The organism is Geojedonia litorea (assembly GCF_042654525.1).
Lineage (GTDB): Bacteria > Bacteroidota > Bacteroidia > Flavobacteriales > Flavobacteriaceae > Geojedonia > Geojedonia litorea.
The window spans coordinates 234,527-252,212 of record NZ_JBHSGP010000012.1 but is presented as its reverse complement, the minus strand read 5'-3'; the positions used below and the strand labels follow the sequence as shown (position 1 = coordinate 252,212).

Annotated in this window: 14 protein-coding genes; 3 read left to right on the top strand and 11 right to left on the bottom strand. The window is 34.1% G+C overall.

Going from position 1 to position 17,686, the window contains the following annotated elements; genetic code table 11:
* Nucleotides 1-19: 19 nt before the first annotated feature.
* From ACFO5O_RS07275 to ACFO5O_RS07250, 6 genes are all read right to left on the bottom strand, one after another.
* A complete protein-coding gene (locus ACFO5O_RS07275; protein WP_387962367.1) occupies nt 20-1,975 on the bottom strand; it encodes a DUF3857 domain-containing protein in 1,956 nt (651 codons plus the stop codon).
* Complete coding sequence (locus ACFO5O_RS07270; protein WP_387962365.1) at nt 1,972-3,342, bottom strand: exonuclease domain-containing protein; 1,371 nt, start codon at nt 3,340-3,342, stop codon at nt 1,972-1,974. Before ACFO5O_RS07270 ends, ACFO5O_RS07275 begins: the two co-directional genes overlap by 4 nt.
* Before the next feature lie 36 nt (nt 3,343-3,378).
* On the bottom strand, nt 3,379-4,047 hold the full coding sequence (locus ACFO5O_RS07265) for a YggS family pyridoxal phosphate-dependent enzyme (RefSeq protein WP_387962363.1): 669 nt from the start codon (nt 4,045-4,047) through the stop codon (nt 3,379-3,381).
* Between the two features lie 33 nt (nt 4,048-4,080).
* On the bottom strand, nt 4,081-5,319 hold the full coding sequence (locus ACFO5O_RS07260; protein WP_387962362.1) for a DUF1015 domain-containing protein: 1,239 nt from the start codon (nt 5,317-5,319) through the stop codon (nt 4,081-4,083).
* Nucleotides 5,320-5,406: 87 nt separating this feature from the next.
* Nucleotides 5,407-6,294: a 3-hydroxyacyl-CoA dehydrogenase family protein gene (locus ACFO5O_RS07255; protein ID WP_387962360.1), complete on the bottom strand. Its 888-nt coding sequence runs from the start codon at nt 6,292-6,294 to the stop codon at nt 5,407-5,409.
* A gap of 51 nt (nt 6,295-6,345) precedes the next feature.
* Nucleotides 6,346-7,305 (bottom strand): Gfo/Idh/MocA family protein, encoded by a 960-nt coding sequence (locus ACFO5O_RS07250; protein ID WP_387962358.1) that lies wholly within the window; start codon nt 7,303-7,305, stop codon nt 6,346-6,348.
* 175 nt (nt 7,306-7,480) lie between these two features.
* On the opposite strand from ACFO5O_RS07250, the gene ACFO5O_RS07245 reads away from it, so the two are divergent.
* Both ACFO5O_RS07245 and ACFO5O_RS07240 read left to right on the top strand, forming a co-directional pair.
* Nucleotides 7,481-8,122, top strand: coding sequence for a protein-L-isoaspartate(D-aspartate) O-methyltransferase (locus tag ACFO5O_RS07245; protein ID WP_387962356.1), 642 nt, complete (start codon nt 7,481-7,483; stop codon nt 8,120-8,122).
* Nucleotides 8,123-8,130: 8 nt separating this feature from the next.
* Nucleotides 8,131-9,651, top strand: coding sequence for a M20/M25/M40 family metallo-hydrolase (locus tag ACFO5O_RS07240; RefSeq protein ID WP_387962354.1), 1,521 nt, complete (start codon nt 8,131-8,133; stop codon nt 9,649-9,651).
* 7 nt (nt 9,652-9,658) lie between these two features.
* On the opposite strand, the gene ACFO5O_RS07235 is transcribed toward ACFO5O_RS07240, so the two are convergent.
* Nucleotides 9,659-12,124 (bottom strand): DUF5686 and carboxypeptidase regulatory-like domain-containing protein, encoded by a 2,466-nt coding sequence (locus ACFO5O_RS07235; protein ID WP_387962352.1) that lies wholly within the window; start codon nt 12,122-12,124, stop codon nt 9,659-9,661.
* Entirely contained in the window at nt 12,121-12,579 is a 459-nt protein-coding gene (gene smpB / locus ACFO5O_RS07230) for an SsrA-binding protein SmpB (protein WP_387962350.1), read from the bottom strand. Before smpB ends, ACFO5O_RS07235 begins: the two co-directional genes overlap by 4 nt.
* Nucleotides 12,580-12,666: 87 nt before the next feature.
* Between smpB and ACFO5O_RS07225 the strand changes: the two genes are divergently transcribed.
* Nucleotides 12,667-13,455, top strand: a complete 789-nt coding sequence (locus tag ACFO5O_RS07225) for a DUF6503 family protein (protein WP_387962348.1) — start codon at nt 12,667-12,669, stop codon at nt 13,453-13,455.
* Here the strand turns inward: ACFO5O_RS07225 and ACFO5O_RS07220 are convergent.
* From ACFO5O_RS07220 to clpB, 3 genes are all read right to left on the bottom strand, one after another.
* Complete coding sequence (locus tag ACFO5O_RS07220) at nt 13,427-13,954, bottom strand: SixA phosphatase family protein (protein WP_387962346.1); 528 nt, start codon at nt 13,952-13,954, stop codon at nt 13,427-13,429. The genes ACFO5O_RS07225 and ACFO5O_RS07220 overlap by 29 nt on opposite strands.
* Nucleotides 13,955-14,023: 69 nt before the next feature.
* Entirely contained in the window at nt 14,024-14,686 is a 663-nt protein-coding gene (gene deoC, locus ACFO5O_RS07215; RefSeq protein WP_387962344.1) for a deoxyribose-phosphate aldolase, read from the bottom strand.
* Between the two features lie 278 nt (nt 14,687-14,964).
* Nucleotides 14,965-17,574 carry an ATP-dependent chaperone ClpB gene (gene clpB / locus ACFO5O_RS07210; RefSeq protein WP_387962342.1) on the bottom strand — a complete coding sequence of 870 codons (2,610 nt, stop codon included), beginning with the start codon at nt 17,572-17,574 and terminating at the stop codon, nt 14,965-14,967.
* Between the last annotated feature and the right edge of the window lie 112 nt (nt 17,575-17,686).

The following is a 17,686-nucleotide window of genomic DNA, read 5'->3' as shown; positions in this document are numbered from 1 at the left end:
AAAATTCAGCAAAAGATAACTATTTTTTCTTTAATACTATGAGTGCGTTTTTCTGTATATCTACAATTTTACCTAAATAAATTTTTAACGCATTATAATAAGTCGGGTCAAAAAGAGCATCATTGAAACTAATTTTGAAATACACCATTATTTCGTTACCCTGTGCTTTTGAAGATAATGTAACTGTTCCCTTGTTATTCGGTAATGAAAACATCTCCTCTTTAGGTATTTCAACAGCTTCAAAGGCATCAGAATGTATAATTTTCATGTTATAGGCAAAGGTATCTTTAAAACCAAAATCGATAGGATAGGAGCGTTCCTGTAATTTAAATGGGTTTTCAGTAAAAAATTTGAATATAAAAGGATTTATATATAAATTATTTGAAACTTGTTCAGTCTGATACTCGATTTTAAAACTTTCATCAAAATCAAAACTTGAATGGTCCGTTGTACTTACATTATAATCTAAAAAGTTAATATTTGTGAACTTATTTTCATAATGATCCAGATGAGCTTTTGGATTGCCAAAAAAGCTTTCTTTTAAAGGCATAGCATGATAACCTGTAGATTTTGAGTCTATCGTTCCCGATATAAGGGAGTTGTCATCAAGACTTAATTCTGCTTTATGATGAACTACAGAAACTTTATCAGGAGCAATATCAATCCAGCTGCTGCCATCATCAAAATCGAGTAGCCGTCCATATTGGTTTAAGCATCGAAATGGCAATTCTCCAAATGATACATACTTGTCAGTAGCATCCAATAGATAGGTTTTGCTATTTATAGTTGCCTGAACAATAAGATAATTAAATTCTGAAATTACTGGAAATAGCTGCGTTGGTAATCCGTTTTGTCTTGTTGATAGGAGAACAGGTTTAACCTTAATATCGTATTCTTCAAGCAAATTGTGAAGTAAAATATTAATTTCTGAAACTTTTCCAGACTTATTCTTTATGAGATTCTTTACCGAAACATCTTTAAAGATTTCATATTTACCATTCCAAGTGTAATTGGTTTGAACATAATTAAAAATAGTTTCTGCTTTTTTTAAAGCATTAGGTTCATTCTTTAAGGAGTGATCGATCAATTCCTTAAGCATACCACTTTTACCTAGTTGTCTACCTAATTCTGGGTCTGTTTTAAATTCACTATCAGTGGTTTTCCAGGATTTAGTGAGGTTTTCAACATTGCCATTAAAATTTTTAAAAACTTTAAGTTCATATTCAATTCTTGACAAGTAGTTGTCTTTTGTGGTCATATAATCTTCCTCGCGGAATGCTGGAATGTTTTTCATGACGTATATTGAATTGGTGCAATCAGCATAAGCCCCGTTGCCACCCTCTAAACAATTTCTCTGTATTTTAGCATCATTAACCGCAAGCTTTTGGAATCCTACTAATTTGATATTATAATCCCATAATGCCGGAATGCTCGTATGATATTCACTATGGAGTACAGGTATTTCATCTTGAAAACGCCATTCTTTGTACTTGTACATAAATGGAGATTCCAAAGTATAGCTATACGTAATAACAGAGCCTTCTTTTATGTTTGGTAAAGTGAATTTCACAATTGTATAATTGTTATTATACTTCTCTTCAAAAATTTCATTTTTGTTAATGGAAGTAGTGGTAACATTATTATGTTCAATGTTATAGGTTGTTGCAATTATATTTGATATTGTTTCTCGTCTTTGGCCATTATCATATAAATACTCAATTATGGTGCTTTGGTTGAATCCATTTCGATTTAAAATTTTGACTTTTTTATTGATTTCAGTCTTCAATTTAAATGATTTCTTATCTACATAACTTTTGCCCAATTCATAAAGAACAACTGCATTTGCGGTTGAATCTTTTTCAAATACGTTTGTGGTTAAATCGGCTCTCGTAACCGCAGTGCTTTCTGAATTGAAAGGAGATTGAGAAAAAACGTTTAAAGAAATGAGGCAGGCAAAGGTTAGTAGATGCTTCATAAGTTATTAAAATGAATAATTTTCAATTTCTTATTCTTCCGTAAATAATTCTGGATAATATGTTGGGTGTCTCTATTATTTTCCATTGGAGTAATAATAGACCTTAATACATCAATTGTATTGATTTGATAATTTAAATCAAAAAATCCTAACCCTTTGAAAACTCCATCCTCTATTAAAATAGCACTGCGTTCATCAATATCTCGACCTCTGTCTATTATGACCATGTTTTGATTATTGTAACTGTTTTTTTTGATGAGTTGGTTGATGCGCTCATTGTAGCTTTCGGGAGTTTCTTTTTTGATACAAGCGCCATGGCAACTTTTAATAGTGTAATTGAAGCAACTGGTTTTGGATGGGTAAAGTCCAGTTAATTTTTGACAGAGCTCAAATTCTTCAATAGCTTTGAATAAAAAGCTTTTGGCACTTTGCTTTGTGCTAAAGGTTGTAATAGGGTTTTTACGACCATCGGCTTTATCAATTTTTAAATTAATATATCCATTATCGTCTTTGAAACTGTAAAGTGCATGTGTAAATAAATTACGTCGTAATGCTCTATTATACAGTGGTTTATTTTGTTTTATTTCTTCGCTTTCTTTAAGAAGCGCAACAAGCTCACTTCCAGTAGTTTCGTAAGTCACTGCGGCAACTAATAGCTGAATTTTTTTAGATTTGGGACTGGTATCGGTTAGATGTTGATTAATTCGATGCTTAATGTTTTTGCTTTTACCAATATAGATGATTTTACCATTTTCATCATGAATATAATACACACCAGTAACTGAAGGAAGTTCCTCAATTATTCGCTTATGATTTGGCTCCATTTGGCGTTTAGGTTCTAACCTAATACTATCTTGAATAATGTATTTGTTGAGATCTTTATTAAGAAGAATTTTAAACAGTTTTAAAGTCGCCAGAGCATCACCATTAGCACGGTGCCTATCACTAACCGGAATACCCAGTGATCGCGATAGTTTCCCTAAACTATATGAATCTTGTCCTGGGATTAAACGTTTTGAAAGCTCTACAGTACAAAGCGTTTCTCGTTTAAACCCAAAGCCCAATCGCTTAAATTCGGTTTTTAAGATACGGTTATCAAACTGGGCATTGTGAGCAACAATAATACAATCATCCGTTATTTCAACAATACGTTTAGCAACTTCATAAAATTTTGGAGCATTACGAAGCATGTTTGCATTAATGCCTGTTAAGTTCACTACAAAAGGTTGGATTTCACGCTCTGGATTAACTAGGCTTATAAATTTATCTACCACTTTATGACCATCAAATTTGTAAATGGCAATTTCGGTAATACCCTCTTCATTATACTTTCCTCCAGTGGTTTCTATGTCTAAAATGGCGTACAACTATGGTTTATGCGTTTATTTGTGTAATTAATAATATTAGTTATAATTTCTTTCCCCAAAAATATGGCTTCCAACTCTAATCATAGTGCTTCCACAATCTATTGCTAGCTGGTAATCCCCACTCATGCCCATACTAATGGTTTCGAGTTTAAAATTAATATTTGAATGTTGTTTCAAGGAATCAAAAATAGTTTTAAGTCTATTAAATTCCTCTTTTATTTTATTAGTGTCATCAGTAAATGTAGCCATCCCCATGACACCGGTAATACAAACGTTTTTTAATTCTAAAAATTCTTTCGATTGAATTATTTCTGATGCTGTTTTGGCCGACATACCAAATTTACTATCTTCTTCAGCAATTTTAATCTGAAATAAACAATTAATTATACGCCCAAAATTGCTTGCCTGTTTATCTATTTCCCTGAGCAGTTTAAAACTGTCAACGCCATGGATTAAATTCACAAAATGGGCCATATACTTCACCTTATTACGTTGGACATGGCCAATCATGTGCCATTGAATGTCTTTAGGTAATTGTTCATACTTCTCAACCATTTCCTGAATTTTGTTCTCCCCAAAATGACGATGACCTGTATTATAAGCTTCGAAGATGTCACTGGTTGGTTTGGTCTTGGAAACAGCAACCAAAGTAACGTGATTTGGTAATTGTGATTTTAAATGTTGTATGTTTTGTTGAATACTCATTCTATATAAACGTGTTTTTAAAAGTGGGCATTGTCAAAATTCATAAATTGTTACACCACTGCGTAGTTTAGGTTCGATAAAGGTGCTTTTTGGGGGCATTTTGAGTCCGTCGTCGGCAATTTGCTTGAGCTCGTCAATGGTAATTGCTACCATGCCAAACCCGACAGCATATTCGCCGCTATCTACGGCGTTTTTTATGTTTATAATATCGCCTTTGCCATTGCTATAATGTATTCTTAAATCATTACGAGGATCCTCAATTCCCAAAATGGGCTCTAATATGGTCTTATAAAGCAATTGTGAATCTAAAGCATCTAGCGAAGTATTAAATTTATAATTCGATTTTCGTAAATACAAGGAGTAAAATTCTCCATCCAAATACATTGTAAAATGATGTTTGGTAGTAGGTTGATATGCTGTTTTGCCTCTGTTTTCTATTCTGTATTCTGCATCTAACTGAATAAGAAATTCTTCCTTACTTAATCCGTTTAAATCTTTTATATGACGATTGAAGGCATATATTTTTAGTTCAGATTCTGGAATTAAAAACGACATGAAGTAATTATAGGGTTCTGTACCGTTATGCGATGGATTGTTCTGCTTTAGATCTTTATATAGCAAATAAGATGATGCTGAACGATGATGGCCATCGGCAATATACAATGAAGGCATTTCATTGAAGCTTTTTGTTAAAGTTTCTAGATCTGAATCACCATCAAGTAACCATAAATAATGGGTGTCCTTATAGGTGGTAGTAAATTCAAATTCGGCACGTTCTTGTTGTACTTTTTCAATGACACTAAATATCTTATCATTGTCTGGATAGGTTAGAAGTACTGGTTCTGCATTAAAGCCAACAGTTTTTAAATAATTCTTAAAAATATGTTCACGATATTCTATGGTGTCTTCGTGTTTTTTAATAATATTCTTTTCATAATCCTCTGCACTTGCGGCTGCAACAATACCGTTAAAAACCTGTCCGTCTCTATCAATAATTTTGTATATATAAAAGCAGGTTTTGTCATCTTGAACAAACACATCATCTTCTTTGAATTCTTGATAACGATTTTTAACGAGCTGATAGCGTTGTATTCCAGTGATTTCCTTGTCATATTTATATCCTGGATTAACAATGTGCAAAAATGAAAATGGATTATAGTCTAATCTAGCTTCCCGTTCAGCTTTGGTATAAGTTTGATAGGAGCGTGAAGCCACTAAACTAACCTTGTCCCTTGTAGGACGTACTGCTTTAAACGGAATTATTTTTGCCATGTTATTTAGTAATTAGTAGTGAGTGGTGAGTAGTCAGTAATTAGTAGTCCGTAATCAGTTATCAGTTATCAGTATTTTGTTTACAGATTACTGAAACTGTTTTGAAACTTGCTCTGCTTTTTTACTTTGGGAATAATCATAAAATCCTTCACCAGATTTTACTCCTAATTTTCCAGCTCTAACCATATTTACTAAAAGTGGGCAAGGCGCGTATTTAGGATTTTTGAAACCGTCATACATAACGTTAAGTATGGATAGGCAAACATCTAAACCTATAAAATCTGCTAACTGCAAAGGACCCATAGGGTGAGCCATACCTAATTTCATTACGGTATCGATTTCTTCCACACCGGCAACACCATTGTATAGGGTTTCAATAGACTCATTTAGCATTGGCATTAAAATTCTATTGGCCACAAATCCCGGGTAATCATTAACCTCTACAGGGATTTTACCCAGTGTAACAGACAAGTCCATTATAGTTTTGGTAATGGTATCACTCGTGTTATAGCCTCGAATAATCTCAACAAGTTTCATGATGGGCACAGGGTTCATAAAGTGCATACCAATGACCATTTCGGGTCTTGATGTAACAGAAGCAATCTGTGTAATGGATATTGAAGAGGTATTTGTTGCTAGTATAGTGTCTTCTGGACAATCTTTGTCCAATTGTTTAAAAATTTTTAGTTTTAGATCTAAATTTTCAGTGGCTGCTTCAATCACTAAACTTGCATATTCTACACCTTCAGTAATATCAGTAAAGGTGGTTATGTTATTTAATACCGATTGCTTATCTGCTTCGGTAATTTTTTCTTTAGAAACCATGCGATCTAGATTATTCGAAATGGTTTGCATTCCTTTTTTCAAGGAGACTTCACTAATATCAATTAATTGAACTTTAAAGCCGGCTTGTGCACAAGTGTGGGCAATTCCATTTCCCATGGTTCCGGCTCCTATTACTGCAATATTTTTCATAAACTGTTTATTTTCATTCTAATAAATGAATGTATTTTATATTAATTTCTTTTAAAATTGATTGATAATCATAGTGGCGACACGCAAAGCTTCGGTGCCGTCATGTAAGGTCACAACGGGAGTTGAATTCGTATTGATGGCGTCTGCAAAAGTTTCGAGCTCGTCTAAAATAGCATTATTGTTCGAAATTTCAGGATTATCAAAATAGATTTGCTTTTTTATGCCTTCGGCATTTTGTAGAATCATATCAAAATCACCAGGATGTTCAGGTGCATCTTTCATTTTTACCACTTCACATTTTTTCTCTAAAAAATCAACCGAAATATAGGCGTCCTTTTGGAAGAAGCGTGTTTTGCGCATGTTTTTCAGTGAAATTCGGCTTGCCGTTAAATTGGCAACACATCCATTCTCAAATTCAATCCTGGCGTTGGCAATATCAGGCGTATCACTAATTACCGAAACACCACTCGCCGATATATGCTTGACTTTAGATTTTACCACACTTAAAATAATATCAATATCATGTATCATTAAATCTAATACCACCGGAACATCAGTTCCTCTCGGATTGAATTCTGCCAAGCGATGCGTTTCAATAAACATGGGGTTGACAATGCTTTCCTTAACTGCAATAAATGCTGGATTAAAGCGCTCTACATGCCCCACTTGGCCTCGTATATTGTGTTGTGCCAATAATTCCCTAATATGTTCAGCCTCTTCAACAGTATTCGTAATTGGCTTTTCTATAAAGATGTGTTTTCCTTTGGCAATGGCTTTTTTAGCACATTCGTAATGAGATAAGGTCGGCGTAACAATATCAACCATATCTACCGCATCAATAAGGTCCTCAATGGATTTAAAATATTTGTAACCAAATTCGGCCTCCACTTTTTTGGCGTTTTTCTCGTCGGCATCATAAAATCCTACGAGCTGATATTTTTCAGATTGCTTTAGAAGTCTTAAATGAATTTTTCCAAGATGCCCTGCACCAAGTACTCCTGCTTTTAGCATATGTTTAGGTTTTTAACAAAAATAGTTGTTTTGAAGTAAAAACATCCAATAAAACTAATATTAAAAGCCCTGTATTTCAAATTTTGGAGATAGAACTGTTGAAGTTTAAATTTCTATATTTTAGTTTCAACTTCAGACTTATTATTTTATTTTAGCGTCTAAACCCACTCTAACATTGAAAGATACATTTAAGCATAAAGGATTAAGGCAAAAGTTAGTTGAAGTTGTTAAAAATAAAGGAATTACAGACGAAAAAGTGTTGGATGGATTGAGTAAAATTCCTAGACATTTGTTCATGGATTCTGGATTTTTAGATCATGCTTATCAGGATAAGGCGTTTCCAATCGCTGCCGATCAAACCATTTCACAGCCTTATACTGTTGCATTTCAAACCGAATTATTACAAGTCAAAAAAGGCGATAAAATTCTAGAAATAGGAACTGGAAGTGGGTATCAAACAGCTTTATTATGTGTGTTAGGTGCTCAAGTGTTTAGTATTGAACGTCAACAAGAACTCTTTAAAAAAACGAGCAAATTTCTTCCAAGTTTGGGATATCGCCCTAAAAAATTAATTTTTGGCGATGGTTATAAAGGCTTAAAGACAGAAGCTCCTTTTGATAGTATTATTGTCACGGCTGGTGCACCTTTAGTGCCAAAAGCATTGTTGGGCCAACTCAAAATTGGAGGGCGATTGGTGATTCCGGTTGGTGATCAAGTACAAACCATGACTTTATTTATTAGAAAAGGAGAAAAAGAGTTTGAACAGCATGAATTTGGTGAATTTAGATTTGTTCCTATGTTAGAGGACAAAAATTGATGATTATTATGAAAATAAAAGATGTATTTACAAAAAGTTTGATCTTCTTAATTCTTTTTATGACCACTATGGTGGTTGATGGACAAAATTTAGATGCATTGGCCTTAAGCTATGCCAAGGATTCCTTTGATGAACTTTATGAGTTTTTTAGCTTGCCTAACGATGCCAATGATCCTAGTGAAATAGAACCCAATGTAAAATGGTGTGAACGTGCATTTAAACAACGAGGCTTTAACACAAAGCGTCTTGAGACTGAAACCGTTCCGTTATTACTAGCCTCGCGATCGTTTCCAAATGCCAATAAAACGGTGTTGGTATATTTACAAGTCGATGGTCAGCCGGTTGATTCAACCAAATGGTTTCAGCCTAATCCATACATTCCAGTATTGAAAACACAAAATGCTCAAGGCAATTGGGATATCATACCATGGAGTCATTTACAAGGAGACATCAACCCAGATTGGCGCATTTTTTCTAGATCAGCTTCCGACGCCCGAGGACCAGATATGATGTTTTTGAAAGCTATGGACATTTTAAATGATTTAGATGTCCAGCCTAACTTCAACATCAAAGTCATAATGGATTTTGAAGAAGAACTTGGTTCACCTCAATTACCAAATGCTGTAAAAGCTTATAAAGAAGAGCTCAAAGCCGATATGTTGGTAATATTTGATGGCCCACGTCATTTATCGAATGCACCTACCTTGGTTTATGGAGCTCGAGGTATTGCAACTATTTCTTTAGAGGTGTTTGGACCGCGAGTACCTTTACATAGTGGCAATTATGGCAATTATGCGCCTAATCCTGCCATGAAATTGTCACAACTATTATCTGGTATGTGGTTTGATGATGGTAGAGTTGCTATTCCCAGATGGTACGATGGCATTATAATTTCTGATGAAGTAAAATCGGTTTTAAAACAAGTGCCAGATGATGAGCCTCAAATTCAAAAAAATTTTGGAATAGCAAGTACCGATAACATAGGTTCAAATTTTCAAGAGGCAATGCAATATCCCGCTCTTGGGATTTTGGGATTAAAAGCAGCCTGGGTTGGTAATGAACGTCGAACTATTATTCCGGCAACTGCTATAGCCGAACTGAATATTAGATTGGTGAAAGAAACTGATGGTGAACATATGGTCAAACTTGTAAAAGATTATATTCAAGACCAGGGGTATTATTTGGTTGATCATGAGCCAACCGAAGAAGAACGTATGTCACATAATAAAATAGCACGTTTTAATGCCAAAGTTTCCTATGGTGCTTATAGAACTGATTTTGATACCGAAATTGGTGCATGGTTACGACGTGGAATGTACTCGGCATTTGGTCATGAGCCTATTCAAATTAGAACTGGTGGAGGTTCTATTCCTATTTCACCTTTTGTGATTACTCTGGGGATTCCAGCTGTTGCTGTTCCAACGGTTAACCCTGATAACAATCAGCATAGCCCTAATGAAAATATACGTTTGGGAAATTATATTGATGGGATTAAAACGATAACGGCGATTTTGATGGAGAAGCTTTAATTGCTCATTAAAAGAACTTCAAACCAAATACAATTGCATCACTTTGGAAACCACTTTTGTAAGAACGCACATAATCCAATCTTGAAAACCTGAATTTTCCCCAGCCAATATTATCAATTCCTATAGAATATTCTTGATAAGGATTGTTGTCGGGACTTGCTAGTGCATGGGCACCAAGAATTAAATTGAAATTAAGAGCGTTCAGTAATGGGATTTTACCTAAAATATAACCGCTAAAATCATGTTCGGCATGAAATTCAAAGTAGGAAGTGTTCGTGCTCAATTCATAATAAGGTAAGTTGTTAAACACATTTAAGTAAGATCCTGAACCTATATGGGTTTGGTTTCCATTGAAATGTTGATAATCTATAAAGGAGATGTCATTGGCATTAAAAAAAGTTCCAGCTTTGATATTGTATTGAAAGTGACCTTTATTACCAATATTGAAGTCTTGAGACAATTGCGCTTTTATTTGATCATAATTATATTCAGATTTGGTTGCAGCAAAGCCTTTTTCATAGCCAATTGTTAAACTAGGTATGTCGTCATTTGGAATATTGATTTTACTTCCCGGATAGCTTAAATAGGTATTGCCAAAATTAATTCGGCCGTTTAAATTCAACTTCACAATGGTATGCGTGTCAAAAGGCATGCTTCCAAAACTGTTTGGATCAAGGGGATTGTTACTCGTATAGTTTCTATCAGATTTAGGGTACCAAACCTGATCGGTAGTATTGAAAAGCGCTTTTCTACGTTCCAATGCCAAAGACGAACTTAAACGAAAACCGTTAAACAATTCATTTGAAAATGAAATTTGAACAAAGGACTTATCGTAAAGTTTCAAATAATTCTTTTCGGCCAACAATGAAAATGCCGTATTTATGGTTTTTGAAATAGGGTCATTCGCATTGAATTGTTGAGCGACAACACCTCCAGAAACTGTTAAAAATGGCCGACTTATATTATTGAATTTATACGTTGCTGATACTGTTCCTCGTAACCGCTGGTCACTAAAACCATAATTGACTGTTCCATTAAAAGAAAAATACCGTCTAAATTCGTCGTAATTCTTTCTGTAGTAGGTTCTCAAATCAATATTCCAACCTTGAACCGTATTAAAACTTAAAGCAGAAATAGGAGAGGAGACCCCCATATTCCAGTTCTTAAAGGAATTACTGTAATTATAACCTGAAAGGATATTACCTAGCTTAAAACGGTTGTTTTTGGCATCGATGGAGTCTAAATAAGGTTTTGATTTTCGAATAATTTGAATACTGTCTTTTTTGATATAGTCGGTAATCTCTTCATCAGTTAGAGGTACAGGACGTAAGGCTTTCCAAAATATGGAGTCCTTTTTATTAGCTTCTTCTGTAAATGATACAATTTCAGCTCCGAAATCTTTCTTTATCAATTCAGGATTGAATTCATAATTGCTGTAAACCGCTGTAAATCGACCATCACCTTTTATTCCGAATATTCCATACTTAAAGTCGATACTTTGTGAAATAAGTGCCCAAATAGCATCGGGTTCAGCATATGAAAAGTTTTGTTTAATTGTAATAAAATCTGCTGCTGGTATTTGTGCTTGTTCGCCTGTAATGGTGAGTTCCAAAGCGTAAATGGTCCATTGATTTTCAACAATATAAATATGTCCTGAAAAAATGCGATCATTTTGACGTTTCGGAATCACTTTTACTTTATTTATGAGATTTCCGCGATCATCATAAAAAATGCCATCTAGTGTATAGCGGTAATAATTAAATGCATAATCGGCTATTGGAGAAATAATCTGGTTGCCAAGCTCAATCGTGTTGTTGTAAAAATTATAATCCACATCTATGGCATTATTGAAGCTAAAGCCGTTGTCATTTCCACTCACTTTTGATGCTGTAATGGTTTCCTTCAGTTTGTTAGGCCTTAAAAATTCAATTTTTGAAATGGTTTCAGATAAATAAATGATACCACTTCTTGTGGAGTCGAGTCCACCACCAAGATCTCCTATTTCCTGACCCAATAATTTTTCTGGAGCTTCTTTAATGCGGATAAGCCCTCGAGAATAGAAGTTGGCTTTGTAGGATTGAATGCGTTCTAAATTCGCTTTTCGTTTGGCAATAGCTTGCCTAATAATGGCGTTTGCAGGATTATCATTAGAATTAATGACAACCTCATTTAGTGTTATTTCTTCATCTACTAAAGTGACATTTAGTGTATAAGGAAGTGTTTCAGCGGTAACAGTTCTTTTAACTGTTTTAAAGCCCAAGCTTTGAAATATGAATGTGTAGGTTTTTGTTTCAGTTAGATTAAGTTCATAATATCCATCTTCATTACTAGTTGTTCCGGTAAATGTATTTTCAATATAAATGTTTACAAATGGAAGTGGTTCATTGTTAATGTTGGTAACCTTTCCTTTAATTTGGGAAACTGCAGACAATCCTGTAAGCAAGCAAATTAGAAGAATTAGCTGCGGTCTCATTTGTAGATTTTCTTAATCCGGTCCAGATTGCGTTTATTGTCGCGATCTTTAATAGTGTCGCGTTTATCAAAAAGTTTTTTCCCTTTTGCTAAAGCGATATCTAGCTTTGCATAACCTTTTTCATTTATAAATAATCGCAATGGGATAATGGTAACGCCTTTGGTATTAACTTCCTTTTCTAGTTTTTTGAGCTCTCTTTTATTAAGTAATAATTTACGTTCAGCTTTTGGTTTATGATTGTAGTAATTTCCATATACATATTCTTGTATGGTCATATTAATTACAAAAAGTTCACCACGCTCATTAAACTCACAAAAACTTTCGGCAATAGAAGCTTTGCTGTCTCTAATGGATTTGATTTCAGTACCCGTCAATACAATACCAGCCGTGTAAGTGTCTAGTATTTCATACTCAAATCGTGCCTTTTTATTTTGTATGTTAATCTTTTTTTGCATGGTTGCCAAAGGTATATAATTTAAGATAAATTTTAGATAGGAGCGAAAAGTATTCTGTAGTTTTGCGACAGATAGTAACTCAATATCATGAAATATTTTCAAATTACGTTTTTCATCGCTTTAACCTTGGTTGGTTGTAAAGAAGTATCAAAAACAGATTCAGACCTCGCGCAACATGTGGTAGAAAAAGCTATAAATGTTGTAGGAGGAGACAAATTTAAATCTTCAGTTATAGAATTTGATTTTAGAGATCGTCATTATAAGGCTACACGAGATCGTTGGAAGTTTCAATATGAGCGTTTTACACAAGATTCATTAGGTGTCATTAGAGACGTGTTATCAAATTCAGGTTTTCAACGTTTTATAAATGATTCGTTAGTGACTGTAGCTGATACCATGGTTGTTAAATACTCAAATTCCATCAATTCTGTTCATTATTTTTCGGCATTACCATTCGGATTAAATGATAAGGCTGTAAATAAAACTTATTTGGGTGAGGCAGAATTAAAAGGCAAGACCTATCATAAGATTAAAATTACTTTTAATGAAGAAGGAGGCGGTGAAGATTTTGAAGATGTATTTGTGTATTGGATAAACAAGGATAATTTTCATGTAGACTATTTAGCGTATTCTTATATAGAAGACAACAATGATATTGGTTTGCGTTTTAGGGAAGCTTATAATAGAAGACAGGTTAATGGATTAACTTTTGTGGATTATAATAATTATAAGCCAAAAGCTACTATAAATTCTGAATATGAATTAGACAAACTGCTTGTTTTGGATCGTAAATTTGAAAATGATAGCTTACAGCTACTTTCTAAAATTGAATTAAAAAATATTCAAGTTAATTTATTACCAAAAGCTGATCAATAATCTCATTATTTGAAATGGTAATGATATAGATGTTCCCGTTATTATTGTCATCAATATCTAAATACTTCTGTTCTCCAATAACACTATTTACAAATGCTGGCGTTGTATTACTATGTCCAACAACCAAAACGGTTTTGCCTTTGGTTTCTTCTAAAAACGAAGAAGCATCTATGGCTCTAGGGTCATAAATAGTAATATTCAATCCGTTCTTGTCGGCAGTTGGCTGTGCTGTTTCCTTGGTTCGATTATAATCTGTTGAATAAACGGCATCAAACTTTACTTCACCCAAAATTCTGCTCCAGTTATTGGCGCGAATAACACCAGCTTCGGTTAGATGAGGATTAGTGTTCGTGCTATCCGTTCTATCCTTTTCGGCATGTCGAATAAAATAGTAAGTTGAAGTCGTAGTTTCGACAGGTGGAGTTGTTTTTTTATCATAAGAATTACAACTACTTATAATTAAACAGATTGATACTAGCAGGATGAAAATAGCTCTCATAAATAGATATTTATAATTAGAATATAGTAAATTTCCACGAATGGATTTAATCTAAAACTAATATAATAATTAATATGAAGTGGTTGCCATTTGATTATTAGCAATGGCAATGCCCGATGAAGTACCAATTCGATCAGCACCTGCATCTATATATTTTAAGGCAGTTTCATAATCTCTTATACCACCAGATGCTTTTATTTTAGCTTTCGAGCGCAAGGTTTTTTTCATAATCTTAACGGCAGTTAATGTTGCACCACTTTTTGAAAACCCAGTTGAGGTTTTTACAAAATCAACCTTAGCATCCAAGCAAATTTCACAAGCTTTAATGATTTCATTTTTAGAGAGTTCGCTAATTTCAATAATTACTTTTAAAGGTGTTTTTCCAATGGCAATTTTAACATCACTAATATCTTTCAAAACACCAAAGTAGTTTTTACTTTTAAGTAAACCAATATTAATGACCATATCAATTTCATCTGCTCCATATTTAATGGCATTCTTAGCTTCGAATGCTTTAGCTTCTGTTGCCATTGCTCCAAAAGGAAATCCAACAACTGTACATATTTTAACAGAAGAGTTGTCTAATAATTGCTTCGCTAATGGTACGTAGCAACTGTTAACACAAACAGCGTAAAAGCCATGTTGTTTCGCTTCATTACAAAGATCAATGATTTCTCGTTCCGTGGTACCTGCTCGTAGTAAGGTATGGTCTATATATGAATTAATATCCATTTTTATTGTAGGTTATTATAAATTAAACAATTACCATCTCCTATGCTGATTCAAGGGAGATAAAATTTAATCTTTAAAGTAAATATGGGAATTAATAGCATTTCAAATTTAAGAATTAATTCTATAAATAGAATGCTATTTTTCAGGTTTTATTGTGGCTATAAGTAGATTTAAATAAACTTTAACAAAAAGCAACACGCCTTAAAATAAGGTTGTGTGTTGCTTTTATCTAACCAATCATTATAAAGACTAAGTATATTTGCTTCTGTTACAGTTTTTTAGGCTTTGTCCTTTACTAAATCATTTTGATTTCTAAAAACAAGCTGCTCATTAAATGCATCTAGTAAAATTATACTGTCAATTGTTACTTTGCCAGAAAGAATTTCTTTGCTTAATGCATTTAAAACTTCTTTTTGGATAACTCGTTTTACTGGCCGTGCACCATATTCGGGATTATACCCTTTGTCTGCAAGGTAATGTACGGCTTCATCTGTGGCATCAAAAGTTATGTTTTGTTGCGCCAACATTTTAGTGACTCCTTTGAGTTGTAATCCAACTATGTCAATAATATTATCTTTGCTTAAAGGTGTAAACATTATGGTGTCGTCAATTCGATTTAGAAACTCGGGTCTTACACTTTGTTTCAATAATGCTAACACATCAATTTTTGCTATTTCAATAGCTGAATCTATATCTTTTGTTGCTTCAAATCGCTCCTGAATTATTTGACTTCCAATGTTAGAGGTCATTATTATAATGGTGTTTTTAAAGTCGGCAGTACGGCCTTTATTATCTGTTAAACGACCTTCATCTAAAACTTGTAATAGAATGTTGAAGGTATCTGGATGTGCTTTTTCAATTTCGTCGAGTAAAACTACCGAATATGGTTTTCGTCGGACAGCTTCAGTCAATTGACCGCCTTCGTCATAGCCAACATATCCTGGAGGCGCTCCAACCAAACGGCTTACGGCATGACGTTCTTGGTATTCACTCATATCAATTCTTGTCATGGCATTTTCATCATCAAACAAATACTCTGCCAGGGCTTTTGAAAGTTCTGTTTTTCCAACACCAGTTGTGCCAAGGAACAAAAAAGTACCTATTGGTTTTCGCGGATTTTGTAAACCAGCACGACTTCGTCTTACAGCATCACTCACAGCTGCAATAGCTTCTTCTTGTCCTACAACGCGTTTGTGTAATTGATCTTCAAGCTTTAATAACTTTTCACGCTCACTTTGAAGCATTTTTGTAACAGGAATTCCGGTCCATTTTGCAACGACTTCGGCAATGTCATCATAAGTGACTTCTTCTTTTATTAGAGAATTCCCAGATTGATTTTGACGTAATTCTTTTTGAAAGTTCTCCAATCGCTCTTGAGCTTCCTTAATTTTACCATATCGCAATTCGGCCACTTTACCGTAGTCACCTTCACGTTCAGCACGTTCGGCTTCAAGCTTAAATTCTTCAATTGCTAATTTGGTAGACTGAATTTGATCAACAACTTCTTTTTCACTTTTCCATTTGGCATTAATCTCATTGCGTTCTTCTTTTAAGTTAGCTAATTCTGATCGTAAACTTCGTAATTTAGCCTCATCTTTCTCGCGTTTAATAGCTTCAATTTCAATTTCTAATTGCATGACTTTTCTATCCAAAACATCCAATTCTTCTGGCTTTGAATTAATTTCCATTCGCAACTTTGAAGCTGCTTCATCCATTAAATCAATAGCTTTGTCTGGAAGGAAACGGTTGGTGATGTAACGTTCAGATAATTCCACAGCTCCAATAATAGCTTCATCTTTTATGCGGACTTTATGGTGAGTTTCATACTTTTCTTTAATTCCGCGTAAAATAGAAATTGCACTTTCAGTATCAGGCTCATCAACCATTACTTTCTGGAATCTACGCTCTAAAGCCTTGTCTTTTTCAAAATATTTTTGATATTCATCTAAAGTAGTGGCACCGATGGCTCTTAATTCTCCTCTGGCTAAAGCTGGTTTTAAGATATTGGCTGCATCCATGGCACCTTGACCACCACCAGCACCAACTAAGGTGTGAATTTCATCTATAAAAAGAACAATATCGCCTTCGCTTGTTGTAACCTCTTTAATGACAGCTTTTAGCCGCTCTTCAAATTCACCTTTGTATTTGGCTCCAGCAATCAATGCGCCCATATCGAGTGCGAAAATTTGCTTTTCTTTTAAGTTTTCTGGTATGTCGCCATCAACTATACGATGTGCTAAACCTTCAGCAATGGCAGTTTTACCTGTTCCAGGTTCTCCTACCAGTATTGGATTGTTTTTGGTTCGACGTGATAGAATCTGCAATATCCTACGAATTTCTTCATCACGGCCAATAACAGGATCCAGTTTGCCATCTTTTGCTAATTGATTTAGATTTTTGGCATATTTATTAAGCGAGTTATACGTATCCTCTTGACTTTGAGAAGTTACACGATCTCCTTTTCTTATTTCCTCAATGGCAGCTTTGAGATCTTTTTCATTAATGCCCTGATCTTTGAGCATTTGAGCAATCTTACTATTTGATTTAAAGACTGCTAAAATTAAATGTTCTATAGAAACATAATCATCGTTCATTTTCTTGGCAATAATTGAAGCTTCATTCAATGTTTTTCCAGCTTCTCTTGAGAGCATAAGTTCGCCACCAGAGACTTTAGAGTAACTTTCTAGTTGTTTATCTAATGCCTGTTGTAAGAGTTTGACATTTGCATTCAGTTTTTTTAGAATGAATGGAAGAACGTTTTCGTCAACTTCAAAAATAGCTTTAAAAACATGCTCATTCTCTATATGTTGATGACCATAAGCTTGAGCAAGTTGTTGCGCTTGCTGGATGGCCTCTTGTGATTTTATGGTATAATTATTTAAGTTCATATGATTTAATTTTTCTTTCTTTGCAAATTGTATTTCAACAATCTTACCAAGACAAACTTGTAGACAAAATGTCTTGTAAAGCCAATAATAGCGTGACTTTTAGTCAGTTTGT

Coding starts and splice junctions, on each gene's coding strand:
- ACFO5O_RS07275 (WP_387962367.1), bottom strand. CDS start 1,975: ATGAAGCATCTACTAACCTTTGCCTGCCTCATTTCTTTAAACGTTTTT.
- ACFO5O_RS07265 (WP_387962363.1), bottom strand. CDS start 4,047: ATGAGTATTCAACAAAACATACAACATTTAAAATCACAATTACCAAAT.
- ACFO5O_RS07260 (WP_387962362.1), bottom strand. CDS start 5,319: ATGGCAAAAATAATTCCGTTTAAAGCAGTACGTCCTACAAGGGACAAG.
- ACFO5O_RS07255 (WP_387962360.1), bottom strand. CDS start 6,294: ATGAAAAATATTGCAGTAATAGGAGCCGGAACCATGGGAAATGGAATT.
- ACFO5O_RS07250 (WP_387962358.1), bottom strand. CDS start 7,305: ATGCTAAAAGCAGGAGTACTTGGTGCAGGGCATCTTGGAAAAATTCAT.
- ACFO5O_RS07240 (WP_387962354.1), top strand. CDS start 8,131: ATGAAAATAAAAGATGTATTTACAAAAAGTTTGATCTTCTTAATTCTT.
- ACFO5O_RS07235 (WP_387962352.1), bottom strand. CDS start 12,124: ATGAGACCGCAGCTAATTCTTCTAATTTGCTTGCTTACAGGATTGTCT.
- smpB (WP_387962350.1), bottom strand. CDS start 12,579: ATGCAAAAAAAGATTAACATACAAAATAAAAAGGCACGATTTGAGTAT.
- ACFO5O_RS07225 (WP_387962348.1), top strand. CDS start 12,667: ATGAAATATTTTCAAATTACGTTTTTCATCGCTTTAACCTTGGTTGGT.
- ACFO5O_RS07220 (WP_387962346.1), bottom strand. CDS start 13,954: ATGAGAGCTATTTTCATCCTGCTAGTATCAATCTGTTTAATTATAAGT.
- deoC (WP_387962344.1), bottom strand. CDS start 14,686: ATGGATATTAATTCATATATAGACCATACCTTACTACGAGCAGGTACC.
- clpB (WP_387962342.1), bottom strand. CDS start 17,574: ATGAACTTAAATAATTATACCATAAAATCACAAGAGGCCATCCAGCAA.